Annotated in this window: 13 protein-coding genes; 2 read left to right on the plus strand and 11 right to left on the minus strand. The window is 65.9% G+C overall.

Annotated features, from left to right (window positions below):
• Nucleotides 1–36 precede the first annotated feature (36 nt).
• Complete coding sequence (locus DFR29_RS06820; RefSeq protein WP_166653925.1) at nt 37–1221, plus strand: OmpA family protein; 1185 nt, start codon at nt 37–39, stop codon at nt 1219–1221.
• 31 nt (nt 1222–1252) lie between these two features.
• Here DFR29_RS06820 and dxs read toward each other — a convergent pair whose 3' ends face one another.
• From dxs to DFR29_RS06875, 11 genes are all read right to left on the minus strand, one after another.
• A complete protein-coding gene (gene dxs / locus DFR29_RS06825; protein ID WP_133817835.1) occupies nt 1253–3151 on the minus strand; it encodes a 1-deoxy-D-xylulose-5-phosphate synthase in 1899 nt (632 codons plus the stop codon).
• A 154-nt stretch (nt 3152–3305) separates the two neighbouring features.
• Nucleotides 3306–3899 carry an HNH endonuclease gene (locus tag DFR29_RS06830; protein ID WP_133817836.1) on the minus strand — a complete coding sequence of 198 codons (594 nt, stop codon included), beginning with the start codon at nt 3897–3899 and terminating at the stop codon, nt 3306–3308.
• 191 nt (nt 3900–4090) lie between these two features.
• Nucleotides 4091–5032 (minus strand): right-handed parallel beta-helix repeat-containing protein, encoded by a 942-nt coding sequence (locus tag DFR29_RS06835; RefSeq protein WP_166653926.1) that lies wholly within the window; start codon nt 5030–5032, stop codon nt 4091–4093.
• Between the two features lie 324 nt (nt 5033–5356).
• Entirely contained in the window at nt 5357–5836 is a 480-nt protein-coding gene (locus DFR29_RS06840) for a GNAT family N-acetyltransferase (RefSeq protein WP_133817838.1), read from the minus strand.
• 138 nt (nt 5837–5974) lie between these two features.
• Nucleotides 5975–7762, minus strand: coding sequence for an acyl-CoA dehydrogenase C-terminal domain-containing protein (locus DFR29_RS06845; protein WP_133817839.1), 1788 nt, complete (start codon nt 7760–7762; stop codon nt 5975–5977).
• A gap of 16 nt (nt 7763–7778) precedes the next feature.
• Nucleotides 7779–8252 carry a hypothetical protein gene (locus DFR29_RS06850; RefSeq protein ID WP_133817840.1) on the minus strand — a complete coding sequence of 158 codons (474 nt, stop codon included), beginning with the start codon at nt 8250–8252 and terminating at the stop codon, nt 7779–7781.
• A 324-nt stretch (nt 8253–8576) separates the two neighbouring features.
• Entirely contained in the window at nt 8577–9500 is a 924-nt protein-coding gene (locus tag DFR29_RS06855) for an ROK family protein (protein WP_133817841.1), read from the minus strand.
• A gap of 4 nt (nt 9501–9504) precedes the next feature.
• Nucleotides 9505–10530 carry a LacI family DNA-binding transcriptional regulator gene (locus DFR29_RS06860; protein WP_133817842.1) on the minus strand — a complete coding sequence of 342 codons (1026 nt, stop codon included), beginning with the start codon at nt 10528–10530 and terminating at the stop codon, nt 9505–9507.
• 82 nt (nt 10531–10612) lie between these two features.
• Nucleotides 10613–11998: an MFS transporter gene (locus DFR29_RS06865; protein WP_133817843.1), complete on the minus strand. Its 1386-nt coding sequence runs from the start codon at nt 11996–11998 to the stop codon at nt 10613–10615.
• Nucleotides 11999–12100: 102 nt separating this feature from the next.
• On the minus strand, nt 12101–13465 hold the full coding sequence (locus DFR29_RS06870) for a GH1 family beta-glucosidase (protein WP_243745977.1): 1365 nt from the start codon (nt 13463–13465) through the stop codon (nt 12101–12103).
• A gap of 216 nt (nt 13466–13681) precedes the next feature.
• The gene (locus DFR29_RS06875) at nt 13682–16117 is read right to left on the minus strand and encodes a TonB-dependent receptor (RefSeq protein ID WP_133817845.1); all 2436 of its coding nucleotides are present in this window, start codon (nt 16115–16117) and stop codon (nt 13682–13684) included.
• A 251-nt stretch (nt 16118–16368) separates the two neighbouring features.
• Between DFR29_RS06875 and DFR29_RS06880 the strand changes: the two genes are divergently transcribed.
• Nucleotides 16369–17910: a tryptophan halogenase family protein gene (locus DFR29_RS06880; RefSeq protein WP_243745978.1), complete on the plus strand. Its 1542-nt coding sequence runs from the start codon at nt 16369–16371 to the stop codon at nt 17908–17910.
• Nucleotides 17911–18065 lie beyond the last annotated feature (155 nt).

Here is an 18065-nt window from a genome sequence, read left to right on the forward strand (position 1 = left end):
CTTATGCTGCGCCGTCGAAACCAGGGGAGAACACCGATGCGGAAGGGATGGCTGGGGTTGGGGCTGTTGCTGTCGGCGACGTCGCTGCAGGCGGCCGATTGCCCGTCGCTGGCGCCTTTGCCGGGCTGGACGGCGGCAGCGGCGGAGTTGAAAGACTTCGATCAGGTCGAAATGCGTGCCGGTGAGGCTGGCGTCGACGGCTATGCCAAGGTCGCCGGCAGGGTCTGCCGGCAGACCTACCGGCCGGTCGCTGCCGTCACGCCCGACGACGCCCAGGTGCAGGCGGCGTATCGCACGCGCCTGGACCAGCTCGGCGCGGAAACGCTGTACGCCGCTGACGGCCAGGTCACCGGGCGCCTGAACAGCGCGGAGGGCGAGCGCTGGATGGTGGTCTACAACCAGCCCGGCGAGGTGTCTGTCGTCGTGGTCGACCGGCAGTTGCCGCGGCGCATCCTGACCGCTGCGTCGGGTGCCGACTACCGCCTGCTCGGCCATATGCCCGACTACGTCGCGGCGGCGCCGCAGATCGACGACAACGGCAAGATTGATTTCCACGTCGAAGACTCCGCCGGCGACATCGACGTACCAGTGCAGGGCCGCGCCATCCATATCCAGTACACGCCAAAGCCCGGTGCGGCAGGCAACAGCGACGTGGACGTGGCCTACAACTATCGCGAACGCCTGCGCGAGCTGGGCGCGCAGTTCCTGTCCACCAAGGACGATGCACGCACCGTGGCACGTATCGAGGAACAGGGCAGGGCAATCTGGTTCGCTGTCTACAACCAGCCCGGCGAAATATCCGTGTTCGTGCTGGAGGAAAAACCCGTCCAGGCCAAGCCGGAGGCGCCGTCGCCGGCCGCTGCGCTGAAAGACCGGCTGGACCAGGACGGCCGCGTCGCCTTGTACATCAATTTCGCTTTCAACAAGGCTACCTTGCTGCCCGATGCGAAGCCGGTACTGGCCCAGGTGACGGCGCTGCTGAAGGCCGATGCCACGTTGCGCCTGGCCGTTGAAGGCCATACCGACGCCGTCGGCACGCGTGACTACAACCGGAAACTGTCGGCCCAGCGTGCCGCCGCCGTGGTGCAGGCGCTGGTGCTCGGCGGCATTGCGGCGGATCGCCTCAGCTCGGCCGGGCTGGGCTCGGCCCAACCGCTGGCGCCGAACGACAGCGCCGACGGCCGTGCGCGCAACCGGCGCGTGGAACTGGTCAGGCAGTAGTCGCTTGCGCCGGCCTGGCGCGCGCCGGCATTCAGCCGGCGCTGCGCAGCGGTGCGGCCATCGCCGGCAGCAGGGCGGCAAAGCGCTGGCGGATGCCGCGGCGGATGCCGTCGGCATCGATACCACTTTGCGCCAGCAGGTCTTCACGGCTGGCGTGGTCGAGGAACAGATCCGGCAGGCCCAGCAGCAGCACGGGTTTGCTTACGCCTTCGGCGGCGAAGAATTCCGCCACGGCCGAGCCGGCACCGCCCATCACAGCGTTGTCTTCCACCGTGACGAAGGCTTCGTGCGTGCGTACCAGCTGGCGCAGCAATTCCTCGTCCAGCGGCTTGACGAAGCGCATGTTGACCAGGGTCGCGTCGAGTTCCCGTGCCACGGCTTCTGCCGCTGCCACCGGGCTGCCGAAGGCAAGGATGGCGATGCCGCGGCCTTCGCGGCGCAGCTCGGCCTTGCCGATGGGCAGTTCGGTCAATTCCTTGTCGACGGCGTGCCCCGGGCCGCTGCCGCGGGGATAGCGCACGGCGGCCGGACCCGCGTGGCGGAAGCCGGTCGTCAGCATCTGGCGGCACTCGGTCTCGTCGGACGGTGCCATCACCAGCATGTTGGGAATGCAGCGCAGGTAGGAAAGATCGAAGCTGCCCGCGTGCGTGGCACCGTCAGGGCCGACCACGCCGGCGCGGTCGATGGCGAAGGTGACGTCGAGGTTCTGGATCGCCACGTCGTGGATCAGCTGGTCGTAGGCGCGCTGCAGGAACGTGGAATAGATCGCCACCACCGGCTTGGCGCCTTCGCAGGCCATGCCCGCGGCCAGTGTCACGGCATGCTGTTCGGCAATGGCCACGTCGAAATAGCGCTGCGGGTATTCCTGCGAGAAGCGCACCAGGCCCGAGCCTTCGCGCATCGCGGGCGTAATGCCGTACAGGCGGGCGTCCGTGGCGGCCATGTCGCACAGCCAGTCGCTGAAGATGTCGGTATAGGTCGGTTTGCCGGGCGCTTTCTTGGCCAGGCCCTTGACGGGGTCGAACGGGCCGACGGCGTGGTATTCGATCTGCTCGGACTCGGCCGGCGCATAGCCCTTGCCCTTGGTCGTGACCACGTGCAGCAACTGCGGGCCCTTGAGTTCCTTCACGGTGCGCAGCGCATGCAGCAGGGCCGGCAGGTCGTGTCCGTCGATGGGGCCGGTGTAGTGGAAGCCCAGTTCCTCGAACAGGGTGCTGGGCACGAACATGCCCTTGGCATGTTCTTCCCAGCGGCGGAAGAAGCGCCAGACGAACGAGCCGCGCGGCATGGCCCGCTTGGCCCGGTCGCGCAGCTGGTTGAGGCGGCGGCTGGACAGCAGGCGCGCCAGCATCTTGCTCATGGCGCCGACGTTTTCGCTGATCGACATGCCATTGTCGTTAAGCACGACCAGCATGTCGGGTTCCACGTCGCCGCCGTGGTTGAGCGCTTCGAAGGCCATGCCGGCGGTGGCGGCACCATCGCCGATCACCGCGACGACCTTGCGCCCGTCGCCCTTGCGCTGGGCCGCGATGGCCATGCCCAGGGCGGCGGAAATCGAGGTGCTGGAATGACCGACGCCGAAGGTGTCGTATTCGCTTTCCTCGCGGCGCGGGAACGGAGCAAGGCCGTCCTTTTTCTTCACCGTGGTGATGCGATCGCGCCGGCCGGTGAGGATCTTGTGCGGATAGCACTGGTGGCCGACATCCCAGACCAGGCGGTCGCGGGGCGTGTCGAACAGGTAGTGCAGGGCGACGGTAAGCTCGATCACGCCGAGGCCGGCGCCAAAATGTCCGCCCGAGCTGGCGACGGACTCGACCAGATAGTCACGCAGCTCCTGCGCCACCGTCGGCAGGTCGGCGTCGCCTAGGCGGCGCAGGTCGGCCGGGCTTTCCAGCTGGGACAGGCGCGGGTAGCGCTCAGAATCGATCATTGCAGGCTAGATCCGTACGACAAGGCGCCATTTTCGGCGAGCGTTGCGGCGGGGGCAAGGAAACAAACTTGCAAAACACGGGCAATGCTGCGGCAAGCTGCCGCAGGGCATGGACCAATGCCCGCACCGTTCAAACCGGGGGAGGCGGACGCAGCTAGCTCGCGCGCCGGTGCTTGGGCAGGTGTCCGACCAGGAACTCCATCTGGTCAGCCAGGATATTGCGGTTGGACAGGATCAGGTGTTCGACCCAGCTTGGCCGGTACGGCACTGCCAGCAAGGGCATGCTGGCCTGCTGGGGCGTGCGGTTGCCCTTGCGCACATTGCAGTGCAGGCAGGCGCTGACGACATTCTCCCATTCGTCCAGGCCGCGCTTGGACAGCGGCAGCACGTGGTCGCGGGTCAGATGGCTCTTGTGGAAGTGCTGGCCGCAGTAGAGGCAAAGATGGCGGTCGCGGGCGAACAGGGCGGTATTGGTGAGTGCCGGTGCCGGCTCGTAGCTGCCGGGCCGTGCATGACCGCGGCTGGCGACGATGGGATGCAGCTCCAGCAGGCTTTGCAGGCCGCTGTCGCGGCTCATGCCGCCGTGGATGGTGAGACAGGGATCGCCGAGGGTCCAGGCGACTGCGCCGCGCACGTACAGACAAACCGCGTCTTGCCAGCTCATCCAGTCCAGGATGCGGCCGGTCGAGTCCAATGACAGCACCCGCGTAGTGTGGATGTCATTGCTGGTACGGATAGCCCCGAGCATTCAGTTCTCCGTTTGCACGCCGGTGCTCCGGCGCCTACCGCTAAACGGGCGTTCCTGCCACTGTAACTCCCTGATTCCTCGACCAGCATACCGGTTGTGCGCGGCCGGTGTCGATTGCGGCCTCAACGCACGGCGCCCGGCCAGGGCCGGGCGCCGTCTGCAAGCAGGGAGCGGCCTTCAGGCCGATGCCATTACTGGGTCGGCGTGACCGGCGCGGTCGGTGCGCCCGGCGTGGTGTTGGCCGTGTTGCGGTTGTCGCCGAAGGTCTGGATGACGCCGCCGGCAAAAGCGCTGAGGCCGCCGGCATTGTTCGCGATCAGGCTGCGCGACAGGGTGATGACGCCGTTGGAGAAGGCCACCACGGCCGTGCCGTTGTTGTTGCTGGCATCGGAATTGTCGATGACCATGACGGCACCGGCACCGGAGGACTGGAAGCCCGACAGATCGTTGTTGCTGGCCGAGCTGTTGCGCACGGTGGCTCTGCCCGGACCGGTCAGCTTCAGGCCGAAGGTGCTGCGCGTCATCTGCACATTTTCCAGCAGTACGCGGGCGGTGGCGCCATTGGTCGCTGCGACGTTGATTGCACCGCCGTTGGTCGGATCGGCCGCATTGTGGATCTGCGTATCGGTCACGACCAGGCTCGGCGTAACCACACCGGCTTCGCCGTTGGGGATGAAGTTGATGCCCTTCTGCACGATGCCGTTGATGACACAGCGTTCGACCGTGAGGCTGCCGCCTTTAAGGAAGCGAATGCCGTCGAGGCCCGAGCCGCCGCCGTCGATGGACAGGCCGCGCAGTACGACTTTGTCGGTCTGCGCCGCATTGACGATGATGCCGTTGGTGCCGGCGCTGAGGATGCCGCCGATGGCGCCGTCGTTTTCGATGGTGATCGATTTGGTGATGGTGACGGCGCCGAAGCCGCCCGGGTCCAGCACGCTGATGACGCCGGAAGCGGCGGTCTTGGAAATGGCGCCGGCAAACGTCTTGCACGGTGCCGTGCGGCTGCAGGGATTGGCATCGTCACCCACGCCGGAAACCCAGGTGCGTGTGGCCTGCGCATAGGCGGCGGCGTTGAACAGAGCGAACAGCAAAACTGCCGCGAATACTTGGCGGATCGAAACTAGCGATTTCATCGGATACCCCTGTTGGGAAAAATCGACACCGCGACAGGCGCGGACCATTCCTTACGCAGACAGCAAGCGCAGAAAGGCTGTAGCAACTATTGCAGGCAGCCACGGGACCGGTGGTCGTCGGGCCGCTGGCGGCGGTTTCTCGGTTTACCGGCGCCCGCGGTTGGCGGCTCGGGTGCGCCCCCCGGCGCGTCCCGGCGCGATTGTATGCCTAGCCGTATGTGTTGGCGTGAGGGTTTTTCACGAGTAAATCTTCAATTGGCCCTGAATTCACAACAATGAACGAGGGCGCGGTTTCCGGCCGCTTCGCTGTTGAAATCGCGCCTGCTATTTCACCGGCTTGACCATGCGCAGCAGCTCTACGCCATAGCCTTTGCGCTCATACAGCGCGCGGGCGCGTTCGTTGCCCTGGAATACTGCCAGCGTGACGAAGCGGCAGTGGTGGTCGCGGGCGAAGCGTTCGCTGTAGGCGAGCAGGGCACTGCCTATGCCCTTGCCGTCCTGGCCGGGGGCGGTGACCAGATCGGAGATATGCAGGTTCTGCGCGCCGGTGAAGAAATCGGTCATCAGCTGCACGTGCAGGAAGCCGACCCGTTCGCCGTCGTCGTTTTCGGCCACGAACAGATGCGATCCGGCCGGCTGCTCGCGCAGGTGCCTGGCAATGTCGCGGCGTATGCCTTCGGCCGTTTCGCCGCGGCGGCGCCAGCGCGGCAGTTCGAAATCCACGAAACGCTCGACCAGGCCGAGGATGAAATCGTCGTCGCCGGCATCGGCCAGGCGGATATGGATACCGGCTTGCGCGTCCATAAACCTATGGGTTCGGCAGGGGCGGGAAGGGTTGCGCGGCCGGCGGTCCGGCCGCGCTGCAAAAGTAGCGGATGCGATAGCTGTCGCGCCAGTCCTGGCCATGGCGGCATGGCAAACGCCGCCATGGTGCAACACGGCTTAGCCGAATAGCGCGTCGGGCATGGCCATCAGGCTTTCTGCGCCGGCGCGGATCGCGGCGATATGGCCACGTGTGCGGGGCAACAAGCGCGAATAGTAGAAACGCGCAGTCAGGCGCTTGCTCTGCTTGAACTCAGCACTGTGGCTGGTCGAGGCATCGGCGGCGGCGACGCTGCGGGCCCAGAAATACGCCAGCGAGATATAGCCTGCATAGAACAGGTAGTCGACCGCGGCCGAGCCCAGCTCTTCCGCATCGCTCATCGACTTCTTGCCGATTTCCTGGGTCAGGCCTATCCATTCCTGGGTCAGCTCGGCCAGCGGCTTGATGAACTCGATCAGCCCGGCATTGGCCTGCTGCTCGTGGCAGAAGGTGCTGATGTCCTCGACGAAGTGGCGCAGGCCAGCGCCCTGCAGCTGCATGATCTTGCGGCCCAGCAGGTCCAGCGCCTGGATCTGCGTAGTGCCCTCGTAGATGGTGGTGATGCGCGCGTCGCGCATGAACTGCTCCATGCCCCACTCGGCCACATAGCCGTGGCCGCCGAAAATCTGCATGGCGTTGTAGGTGCATTCCTGCGCGGTCTCGGTCAGCAGGGCCTTGACGATGGGAGTCAGAAAGCCGAGCAGTTCATCGGCGCGCTGGCGCTCGGCCGCATCTTCGCTGCGCTCACCGATGTCGACCAGGGTGGCGGCGTAATAGCCCAGCACCCGGCCGCCTTCGGCGAAGGCCTTCTGTGTCAGCAGCATGCGGCGGATATCCGGATGCACGATGAGCGGGTCGGCCGGCTTGTCCGGGCGCTTGGGGCCGCTGAGCGAACGCATCTGCAGACGGTCGCGCGCATAGGCCAGCGAGTTCTGGTAAGCGCGCTCGGTCAGCGCCAGGCCCTGATAGCCGACCGCGATGCGCGCGGTATTCATCATGGTGAACATCGCGTTCAAGCCCTTGTTGGGCTGGCCGATCAGATAGCCCTCGGCGCCGTCGAAATTCATCACGCAGGTCGACGACGCCTTGATGCCCATCTTGTGCTCGATGGAGCCGCAGGCCAGTGCATTGCGCTCGCCCACCGTGCCGTCGCGGGCCACCTTGAACTTGGGCACGATGAACAGCGAAATGCCCTTGGTGCCCGCAGGCGCATCCGGCAGGCGCGCCAGCACCAGATGCACGATGTTGTCGGTGAAGTCGTGCTCGCCCGCGGTGATGAAGATCTTGGTGCCGCTGACACGGAATGTGCCGTCGGCGTTCGGCTCGGCCTTGGTCTTGAGCAGGCCCAGGTCGGTGCCGCAATGCGGTTCGGTCAGGCACATGGTGCCGGTCCACTTGCCCGATACGATGGGCTTGAGGAACACCTCGCGCTGCCATTCCTCGCCGTGCTGCTTGAGCGCTTCTGACGCGCCGTGGGACAGCAGCGGGTAGTTGCCCCAGGACAGGTTGGCCGAGTCGATCATTTCCTTGACCACGGCGCCGATCGCTTCCGGCATATGCTGGCCGCCGTACTGTTCCGGTGCATTCAGCGCGGCCCAGCCGCCGTCGCAGAACTGCGCATAGGCTTCCTTGAAGCCCTTGGGCGTCGTCACTACGCCATCGGCGAAGTGGCAGCCTTCCTGGTCGCCGCTCTGGTTCAACGGCGCCAGCACCTGCTCGTTGAAGCGCGCGGCCTCGTCCAGCACGGCATCGACCACATCGCGCGTCGTCGCCTCGCCGCCGGGCAGGCGGGCGAACAGGGCTTCGGCGCCGAGCACGTCATACAGCACGAAGCGCATATCGGTCAGCGGGGCGGCGTACTTGCTCATGATTCTGCCTTTGTTCTCAACGATAAGTGTCGGCTCGGCCCGGCACCGGCGACAGCCGGCTGGACTGAGTAACGGGGAATTTGTTCTTGGGCTCGCTGGTGGTGACGCCACCACGCAACTGATAGCCGAAACTGCCGCTGCGTACCGTCTCGGCCAGGCGCGTGGCCGCTTCGCGGCTGGGCGTAATGCTGAGGCTGACAAGGTCGGCCGACTGGCCCGGAATCTCCAGCGCCGGCTTCACATAGATGCTGCCTGCATTGGCGCCTTCGATCTCCAGGCTGGCCTCGACCGTGTCGAACACCGTCGGCACGGTGCTGAAATTCTGGATGCGCAGCTCGATCTGCCAGCGCCCGTCGGGCTGCACGGCCAGTTGCTGGATGGTCACCGCCGGTGGATTGATGCGCCGCACCGGTTTGCCGCTGCCGCAGGCTGCCAGCAGGGACAGGATCAGGAAAACGAGGAAGGCGCGGATCGGGAACGACAGCTTCATCGGTAGACCTCAAACGATTGTTTGAATGTTAGCGTGGGGCCGGTGGCCGGAGCAAAGGGCCTGTGGCTGGGACCATAGTTTGGCCGAAATGGCCAGCCTTTGATCCTGGCTGGAGCTGCTATTCGGACTGGGCTACGGCAGTTGCATCGCGCTGGCCGTCGTGTTTTTCCATCTGCGGATGGCTCGGGCTTTCGGCGGGATGCGGGTGTCCTGATCCACGTCGGTCGGCGTGATGCGGGCGCCCTGGTCCGCCGTGCTGGCACACATCGGCTCCGGCGCGCCCGATCGAGGCACGCCTGAGTGATCGACGGAGCGGGCACGCCGTCAGCCGGCGGTCGGTCTCGGTTCGCCAGCAAGCGCGAGCGCACCGCCAATCAGCGCATGCGCATCATCGGCCGGAGCGAGTCGGATCATCGCGTCCCAATCCTGACCCTGCTGCCAGCCCTGCCCGGGAAGGCGCCGGACGATCGCCGCGCGCAGCGGTTCACCCAGCCCTTCGGCCAGGCCGCCGGCGAACAGGAAGGTTTCCAGGCCGAGTGTGTAGTGGATCATGGCGACCGCTCGCGCCAGCGGCTCGGCGAAGGCATCGAGTTCAACCGCTGCGCCTTCGCCTGCGGCGGCGTGTTCGGCCTGGCGCTGCCAGGCGCGACCGGACGCCAGTGCCCCCAGATGACCGCGACCGCCACAGTCGCACATCGGTGCGTCGGCTGACGCATCGAAGACCATGTGGGTCAGTTCGCCGCCGCGGCCGTGCGGGCCCACCTGGGGCTGGCCATTGATGAACACTTTGAGGCCGACGCCGCTTCCGAGCGTGAACAGGGCGAAATCGGGATGCTCGGCGACGAAACGGAAACCGGCTGCGCTCACGTCGTTGTAGATGCGCACCGGCATGCCGGGCAGGCGCTCGGCGAGCAGACGGTCGAGCGCCAGTGGGCACAGGCTCGCGCCTTCGCTGCCCCACAGGGTCGGCAGGGCGGCGACGCGCCCTTGTGCATCGAGCGGACCGGGAAAAGCCGCGGCCACGGCATCGGCCTGCGCACGCTGACGGGCCTGGTCGGCGAATGTCACCATGAAGTCGATCACGTCGGCGAGCCGCTCCTGCGCGGTGACCTCCGGGGCGAGCAGGTGGCTTGGTGTCGGCCGGCGGTGCTGCTCGAGCACTTCCGCACGGCGGCCATCGACGGCGACAACGGCCGCGCGCATGTTGGTGCCGCCGATGTCGAAACTGGCGATGACCCGGGTCGCCACGGGCTCAGGCTTTGCCAGACGGCGGCGGTGCGATCGATTCGCGCAGCACGAGCCGGGCCGGATGCATGCTCGGATGTTGCTCGGCCTCGCCGGAACGCAACTGCTCGAGCAGGATGCTGGTCGCGGTCTTGGCCATGTCGCGGATCGGCTGCTGGATCGTGCTGATCGACGGCCAGACCTGGCGCGAAATCGGCGCATCGTCGAAGCCGACCACGGACAGCTGTTCGGGGATGCGCAGACCGTGGACGAGCGCCGTCTTGATCACGCCACCGGCCATCTCGTCATTGGCGGCGAAAATTGCAGTTGGCGGCGACGCCAGTTGCAACAACTGGCGGGCGCCTTCCTCACCGGCATGAAAGCGGTTGTCGCCGACGACCACCAGCTCGCCCTGGAAGGGAATGCCATTCGCGCGCAGGGCCTTGCGATAGCCCTCGAAACGCAGGCCGACTGCGCGGTGATCGGGATGGCCGGTGATGAAGCCGATGCGGCGGTGGCCGAGGCCGATCAGCACTTCGGCCAGATCGAACGAGGCGTCGAGATCGTTCGTCTCGACAAACGGATGCGCGGCCTTGTCGATGGTCGGTGCGATCCGGACCAGCGGAATGCCGGCGTCCTTGAGCAGTGCGATCGCCTCCATGTGATCGGAGATCGGCGGCGACAGCAGCACGCCATCGATACGCCGGTCGAGAATCAGATCGGAGATCTCATTGGCCAGGTCGCCGTCGCGGAACTCGCCCGGGTGGATCACCAGCTCGTAGCCGTGCGGCCGGCACATCTCGAGCACGCCTTCCTGGATGTCGAGCACGTAGTGCGCACCGGGCTTGCCGTAGATCAGGCCGAGCATGAAGGAGCGATTGCCGGCGAGGCCGCGCGCTGACAGTCGCGGCCGGTAGTTGAGTTCGGCGATGGCCGCCTCGACGCGCTCGCGCGTCGGTTGCCTGACGTTGGGTTCGCGATTGACGACGCGCGAGACGGTCTTGATCGACACGCCCGCCCTGGCCGCCACATCGTCGATGATCGCCTTGCTCATCGGTTCGGACTCCACGCCGAAGCGCTCCGTTTGCACCGATTGTATAGGCAAGCTGCAGATTGGGCCGGCGTGGCGCGATCGGTCATGGAGCCGGTCGCACTGGCGTGCGTGCGGCGACTTCGGCGACCAGCCGCGCATGCGTGCCGGCGTCAAGCCGGTAGAACAGCATGACCGCACACGAGGCGAGCATGCCGAACATCGGGAACAGCGTGAACATGACCTTGAGGCCCTCGACCGTTGACGGCGTCTGTTCCTGGTTCGGCACATAGCCGATCCAGACCAGATAGAGGCCGACGAAAGCGGAGGAAAGGCCGAGCGCTGACTTCTGGATCAGGGTTACCAGGCCGAATACAAACCCCTCGACGCGCACGCCGGACCGCCACTCGCCGTATTCGACGGTGTCCGGCACGATCGACCAGAAGTTGACGGCGATCGCGGCCGAGCCGAACGCGGTCATCGCGACCAGCACGAACACCGTGGTCGGATCGGGTCTGTCGAACAAATTCAGCACGCCGAGCGCCGCCGTTGCGATGAGCAGGCCGATGATCCACGCCGCCCGCTTGCCGATATAGCGGCTGATCAAGGTCCACGGCAGGATCGCCAGCATCTGCACGAACGGGATCATGCTGGCGAGGTCGCCGGTCATGGTCGGCTCGCCGCGCATGTAGTACTGCACGAAGTACGGCAGGCTCGCGCTGGTGACCGTGCTGGCGAAGCCGAACAGGGCGATCGCCGCGGCCGCCTGCAGGAAAGGCGTATTCCTGGCCAGCATGCGCAGCAATTCGCTCAGCGGCGGATGAGCTTGCTGCTCGGCGACCGGTTCGAGGCGTTCCTCGGTCAACCCGTAGCTGGCGAAAATGACCAGTGTCGCCAACGACGAGAGGATTGCCGCCGACCAGAAATAGGCCGAGTCCGGATTGCTGACACCGAGCCAGGCCACCAGTCGCGGAGTCGCATAGCCGACCACGGCCGAGCCGCTGAAGGCGAACAGCATGCGCGCGCCAGCCAGCCAGTTGCGCTCCATCGAATCGCGTGTCATCGACGCCATCATGGCGCCGTAGGGGATGTTGACGGCGGCGTAGACCGTGCGGAACAACAGCTGGGTGACCAGCGCATACACGATCAGCGCGGTATCGTGGAACGGCACCGGCAGGAACACGAGGCTGAAAGTCACGGCCAGCGGAATCGCGCCGAACAGCATGTACGGGCGATAGCGTCCGAAGCGCGTGCGCGTCTTGTTGGCGACGATGCCGATCAGCGGATCGACCAGGCCGTCCCAGATCAGGCAGATCATGACGATGATACCGGCCGCGCCGCTGTCGAGGCCGAGCACGTCGGTGTAGTACTTGAGCAGGAAGACCTGCAGCGGCAGCCAGTAGAAATTGAAGGCGAAATCGCCCAGCCCATAGCCGAGATAGCGTCGCGTCGGCAGCCGCTGCGGGCGTGCCGCGAGAGGGATGGCGTTCATGGTTTCGGATTCACTCCGGCTGGGGACGACGGGGCGGCGCGACAGCGCAGCGCGCCCTGCCTGTTGCGCGATGCACGCGACCGGCTTTCGGCGAGGCGCAGGTCAGGCGACGGCATTGGCGGCCGCGACCTCGGCAAACCATCGGCCCGATGCCTTGAGCGTGCGCGCCTGGCTTCGCTCGAAATCGACGTGCACGATACCGAAGCGCTGCGAATAGCCTTCCGCCCATTCGAAGTTGTCGAGCAGGCTCCACTGGTGGAAGGCTCGCACCGGCACGCCCTCGGCCATTGCCGTGGCCATGGCCTTAAGGTGCTGGCGCAGGAAATCGATGCGCACCTGGTCGTCGATCTGGCCATCGTCGCCGGGTCCGGTATTGAAGGCCGCGCCGCATTCGCTGATCTCGATCGGCAGGTGGCCGGTATGCTCGCGCATGCGCATGAGGATGTCGCGAAAGCCGTTCGCGTCGATGTCCCAGCCGATGTCGGTCTGCGGCAGGCGTCCGCGTCCCTTCGCCCACTCGCCGATGCAGTCCAGGCCCGGAATGTCGCTGCCGCCGGGGGCATGACGGACCAGCCATGGCGAGTAGTAGTTGAGGCCGACGAAGTCGAAGTCGGCGCGCACGGTGACTTCGTCGCCCGGCAGGAAGCCAAGCAGCGCGTCGATCTCGTCGACCGGCAGCACGCCGTCCGGATAGGTGCCGTGCAGGGCCGGATGCAGGAACCACAGGTTGAGAAAGCGATGCCAGCGCTCGGCGGCGGCGGCATCGGCGGCACTGTCCGACTGCGGATACATCGGCGCGACATCGAAAGCGCTGCCGATTTCGCAATCCGCGCGATGCGCCTTGAGTGCGCGAAAGCCGTGCCCCTGGGCGAGGTTGGCGACGTGCGTCGCGCGCAGGAAGTCCCGCGCATCGCGTCGCCCCGGCGCATGCACGCCGAGCCAGTAGCCGGTCGACGTGAAAGTCTTCGGTTCGTTGAGGACGATCCAGTGGCGCACGCGATCGCCGAGTGCCGCAGCGACCAGATCCGCATAGTCGCCGAAGCGCGCGGCGGTATCGCGCTGGGCCCAGCCGCCGGCATCCTCGAGTTCCTGCGGCAGGTCCCAGTGATACAGCGTCACGAGTGGGCGCAGGCCTGCCTCGAGCACGCAATCCGTCAGCCGCCGGTAGTAGTCCAGGCCCTTCGCATTGGGACCGCCGCGGCCACCGGGCTGCACGCGCGGCCAGGCGATCGAATAGCGATAGCTGTCGAGACCCATGGCCTTGACCAGCGCCACGTCCTCGCTGAAGCGGTGGTAGCTGTCGCAGGCAAGGTCGCCGTTGTCGCCGCCACGAACCTTGCCCGGGGTGTGCGCAAAGCGGTCCCAGATCGATTCTCCCTTGCCATCGACATTCCAGGCGCCTTCGATCTGGTAGGCGGCGGTCGCCACACCCCAGAGGAAATCCGCGGGGAAGCGCTCAGGCTGCATTCGATTTTCGTCTTTCGGCATCGTCTCGCTCATGGTTCGCTGGGGTTTCGCGCCTGCCGTTGTGGCGAGGCGACGGGGAATTCGCGCCGACCCGATGCACCGCCGGCGACATCGGACCGGAATCCGTGGACGCGGCGGGAAGGCACGTCCACGGATTCCGGTCATCGCCGGGGAGGGGATTTGCCCGATGCATCGGACGGGCAGTGCGGCGGATGCTCAGAACCAGAAGCCGAAATTCATCCCGACGGTTCGTGGCGGGAGGTATTGCGAGAGGTATTCAAAGCCGCTGCCGACGGCTGTCCTGCCCGCACTCGTGCGCACCTTCTTGTCCTCGGCGTTGTCGACGTAGAGGTCGACGTACCAGGTGCCGTCCGGATTGAGATAGCGCGCGCTCAGGTCAGTGCGGGTGTAGCTGGACTGCTTGTCGCCGTCGCCGAGGTTGAACGCACTGAGCCAGCTTTCGGTTTCGTAGTGGGTACTGATGCGCGGGGTCAGCCGCGCGCCGCTGGCGAAGCGGAAATCGTGCTCGTAGACCAGGGTGAACGCGGCATCCGGGGCATGTGCGAGTTCGTTGCCCGAGACATCGAGACAATTGCCGATGCCGGATTCGGCCGGGCAGGGCGGCAGCCCCTGATAGTCGTTGGAGCCGGCGTACAGCAGGGTGCCGAGCTTCTTGTGCGGAATCGCCGAGAACACGAACTGCAGGCGATCGACGTCGCTCAGGCGCGCATTCAGTTCGGATTCGAATCCCCAGACCTTGGTGCTGCCCTTCACGTTCGAGAAGCCGAGTCCGCGGCTGCCGTCGACGAACGTGATCGGTGCGGCAAGCTGGAAGTCCTTGAAATCCTCGTAGTAGAAGGCGTTGTTCCAGACTACTTGTCCATCGAGGAAGCTCGACTTGGTGCCGATCTCGAAATTGGTCAGCTCTTCGTGCTGGTACGGCACGCCGCCGTCCTGCAGACCACCGGATTTGTAGCCGGTCGACACGCTGGCATAGACCAGGAAGCCCGCAGCCACGTCGTAGTCCGCGCGCGCCAGCCAGGTCAACTGGCCGTGGTCGTACTGGCCGTCGTTGATGCCACCGATACCGAATCCGAAACCGTTCGCGTTGCTCGGAATGGTCCCCGGGGCGATCGGTACCTGGGGAATGTCGGGATTGCCGTAACCCTGCCAGCCCCAGCCGCGACCGCCGATGTTTTCCTTCGCGTCATCGGTGTAGCGCAGGCCGCCGGTCAGGCGGAACGCGTCCGACACGTTCCAGGTGGCCTGGCCGAAAATGGCTTTGGAATCGACGGTCTGCTTGGGCTGGATAAACGAGCCTTGCCAGGCGACCGTGCCCTGCTGCGTGCCATTGAAGATCGGGATATCGAAACGGATCTTGTTCTTCTCGGCGGCGTAGTAGAGCCCGAGGATCCAGTCGATGGTGTTCTCGCCGTTCGACGTCAGGTTCAGTTCGTGGCTGTGATTGCGATACACCGAATAGTTGGTGCGGTCCTGCTGGTAGGTCGCGCCCGTCGCGAAACTGGTCGGCACCTGCACGCCGCCGTCCTGATCGAAATCCGCCGATCCTTCGAAGCGGCTGATGCCGGCAATGTAGGACAGCGACAGGTAATCGCTGAGCTCCCAGTCCATGCGGCTGCGCAGGCTGCTCACCTCGCGATCCAGGGACGGCGCCGTGTCGACCAGCGAGGACCAGAAATCCTGGCCCGCGCGCGGCTTCTGCATCAGGTTCATGCTCGGCGTGCCGGTATCGCGGAAGTATTCGTAGGAAAGGTTCCAGCTGAATTTGTCGCTCGGCTGGAGCAGGCTGCTGATCCGCACCGCGGTCTGGTTCTGCGCGTTGTACTTTTCGCCGCCGGTGACGAACAGGTTCGGATTGATTGCCTGGAATGCGGCCGGATCGCCGCCCGACGCCAGGTAGGCCGTCCGCTGTGATTCGAGCGACGGCAGCAGTGCGCCGGCATTCTGGTAATCGACGTAGCCCTCATGCTGCTCGTGGGCGAAGGCGACGCGCATCGCCCAGCTGTCGCTGATCGGCAGATTGAACGCGCCGCGACCGCCGAGGCGCGCATAGCTGCCGAGGCCGAACTGCACCGTACCCGAGTTGTCGCCGATCACGGGCTTGGCGGTCTGCATGTTGACCGCGCCGACGGTCGAATTGCGGCCCCACAGCGTGCCTTGCGGTCCGCGCAGCACCTCTACCGATTCGAGATCGAGCAGCAACGAGGCGGCACCTTCCGCGCGCGGCGTGTAGATGCCGTCGACAAACAGGGCGACCTCGGGATCGGCGTATTCAGTCTTGGCGCTGTCGTTGCCGATGCCGCGCAGGGTCAGCGTGATCACGCCGTGGTCGCCCTGGGTGGTCGCGGCGAAGCCGGGTACCAGGCTGGTGATGTCCTGCACCGTGATCACGCGTTCCTTGTCCAGCGCCTGCGCACTGATCGCGGTGATCGCGACCGGGGTCTTCTGCAGCGGCGTGCTGCGCTTGGTCGCCGTCACCGTGACAAGGTCGAGTGCGGTGGTCTCGGCATTGCCGCCGTCCGGCGCCGGCGGCGAATCCGCGCCGGCATTGCCTTGCGCCGCCGCCATGGCCGAACTGGCCGCGAGCACCGCGGCGATGGAACGGTGAAGCAAGGTCTTGCGAACGAACATGGGTGCATCCCTCCCGATGATGACGCCCTCTGAGACAGTCCCCGAGCGTCTGTGATTACCCGCTGGCGACGCAGAGTGCATACCGATGGCAGCGCTGTCAATCAAAGTTTGATAGCGCTGTCATTCGACGAAAATCGCTGTTGCAACGCAAAATGACAGCGCAGTCATTCGGGCGTACGGTGCGCGGCTTGGCGTCAGACTGCACGCCGTCAGCGCACGAATCGGGAGCTGCAACCATGCTGCGGAGCGTATTGATCGCGGGCGGCGGAACGGCAGGCTGGCTGTGCGCCTGCTATCTGGCGAAGACCCTCAATATCCGGACACCGGGTGCTGTGCGCATCCAGCTCGTCGAGTCACCCGACATCGGCATTCTCGGTGTCGGCGAGGGTACGTTCCCGTCGATCCGCGGCGCGCTCTCGCAGATCGGCATCAGCGAGGCGCGTTTCATCCGCGAAACCCAGGCCACCTTCAAGCAGGGCATCCGCTTCGTCGACTGGGCCCGGCCGGCCGGTTCGCCCGGCCGCAATCACTACTTCCATCCCTTCAACCTGCCCAGTTCGCGCGTCGACGGACTTGATCTGGTCCCTTACTGGCTGCTCGGCGAGGCCGGCGAAGGCATGGCATTCGCCGATGCGGTGACCCTGCAGGCCGCGGTCGCCGATGCCGGCCGTGCGCCGAAGCGTCGCCAGGATCCCGACTACGAAGGGCCGATGAACTACGCCTACCACTTCGACGCCATGAAGGTCGCTGCGCTGCTCGCCGCGGAAGGTCGCGCACTCGGCGTCGACCATCGGCTCGCCACCATCTGCGATGTGACGCTCGACGCGAACGGTGGGATCGCCGGCGTCGTCACGCGGGAAATCGGCACCCTGCAGGCCGACCTCTATGTCGACTGCACCGGCATGCGTGCAGCCCTGATCGGCAAGGCACTGGGGCAGCCGCTCGTGCCGGTGAGCGACGTGCTCTTCGCCGACCGCGCCGTGGCTATCCAGGTGCCCAACGCAGGCCCGGACACGCCCATCGCATCGCATACGATCTCCACCGCCCACGAAGCCGGCTGGACCTGGGACATCGGCCTGCAGGAGCGTCGTGGCGTCGGCTACGTCTACTCGAGCCGGCACACCAGCGATGATCGCGCCGAAGCCGTGCTGCGCGAGCACATCGGTCCCGCGGCGCAGGGATTGAATGCGCGCCGCCTGCCGTTTGAAACCGGCTATCGGCGAGTGCAGTGGCAGCACAATTGCGTGGCGATCGGGCTCTCGGCCGGTTTCCTCGAGCCCCTCGAAGCGACCGGCATCGGTCTCATCGAGATGGGCACCTATCTGCTCGCCCACCTGCTGCCGATGGACGCCTGCTTCGATCGCGCCGCGGCGCATTTCAACCGCATGATGAGCGAGCGCTACACGCGCATCGTCGATTTTCTCAAGCTTCACTACTGCCTGACCCAGCGCCGCGACAGCGCGTTCTGGATCGACAACGCCGATACGGCCAGCGTTCCGCCATCGCTGCGCGACCGTCTCGCCGAATGGCGACAGCGCGCACCGCACCGTCTCGACTTCGTCACCGATCTGGAAATGTTCATGCCGGCGAGCTGGCAATTCATTCTCTACGGCATGGAATTCCGGACTGACCTGCGGGATCAGCGTGGGCGCTATCCGCGCGCCGAGGAAGCGCGCCGCGAATTCGCCATGCTGCGCGCCGTCAGCCAGCACGCCATCAGGGATCTGCCTGCACACCGCGACCTCGTCGAGTCCCTCGCCGGATCCCGCACCGCGCAGCGGGCGACGGCCTGAGTGCGGGCGCTGGCCAAGCTATGGTCCCAGCCACAGCCGGTCCGCCAGGGAATGTAGTGTGGCGGATCTGGCCAGAACCTGGCTTCAGGAAAGCGCAATCGGGTTACGCGTAGCCGAATTTTGACAGCAGCGGCTGGCGGGCGTGTTCAGGCAGC

This window comes from Tahibacter aquaticus, from assembly GCF_004363655.1.
Classification (GTDB): Bacteria; Pseudomonadota; Gammaproteobacteria; order Xanthomonadales; family Rhodanobacteraceae; genus Tahibacter; species Tahibacter aquaticus.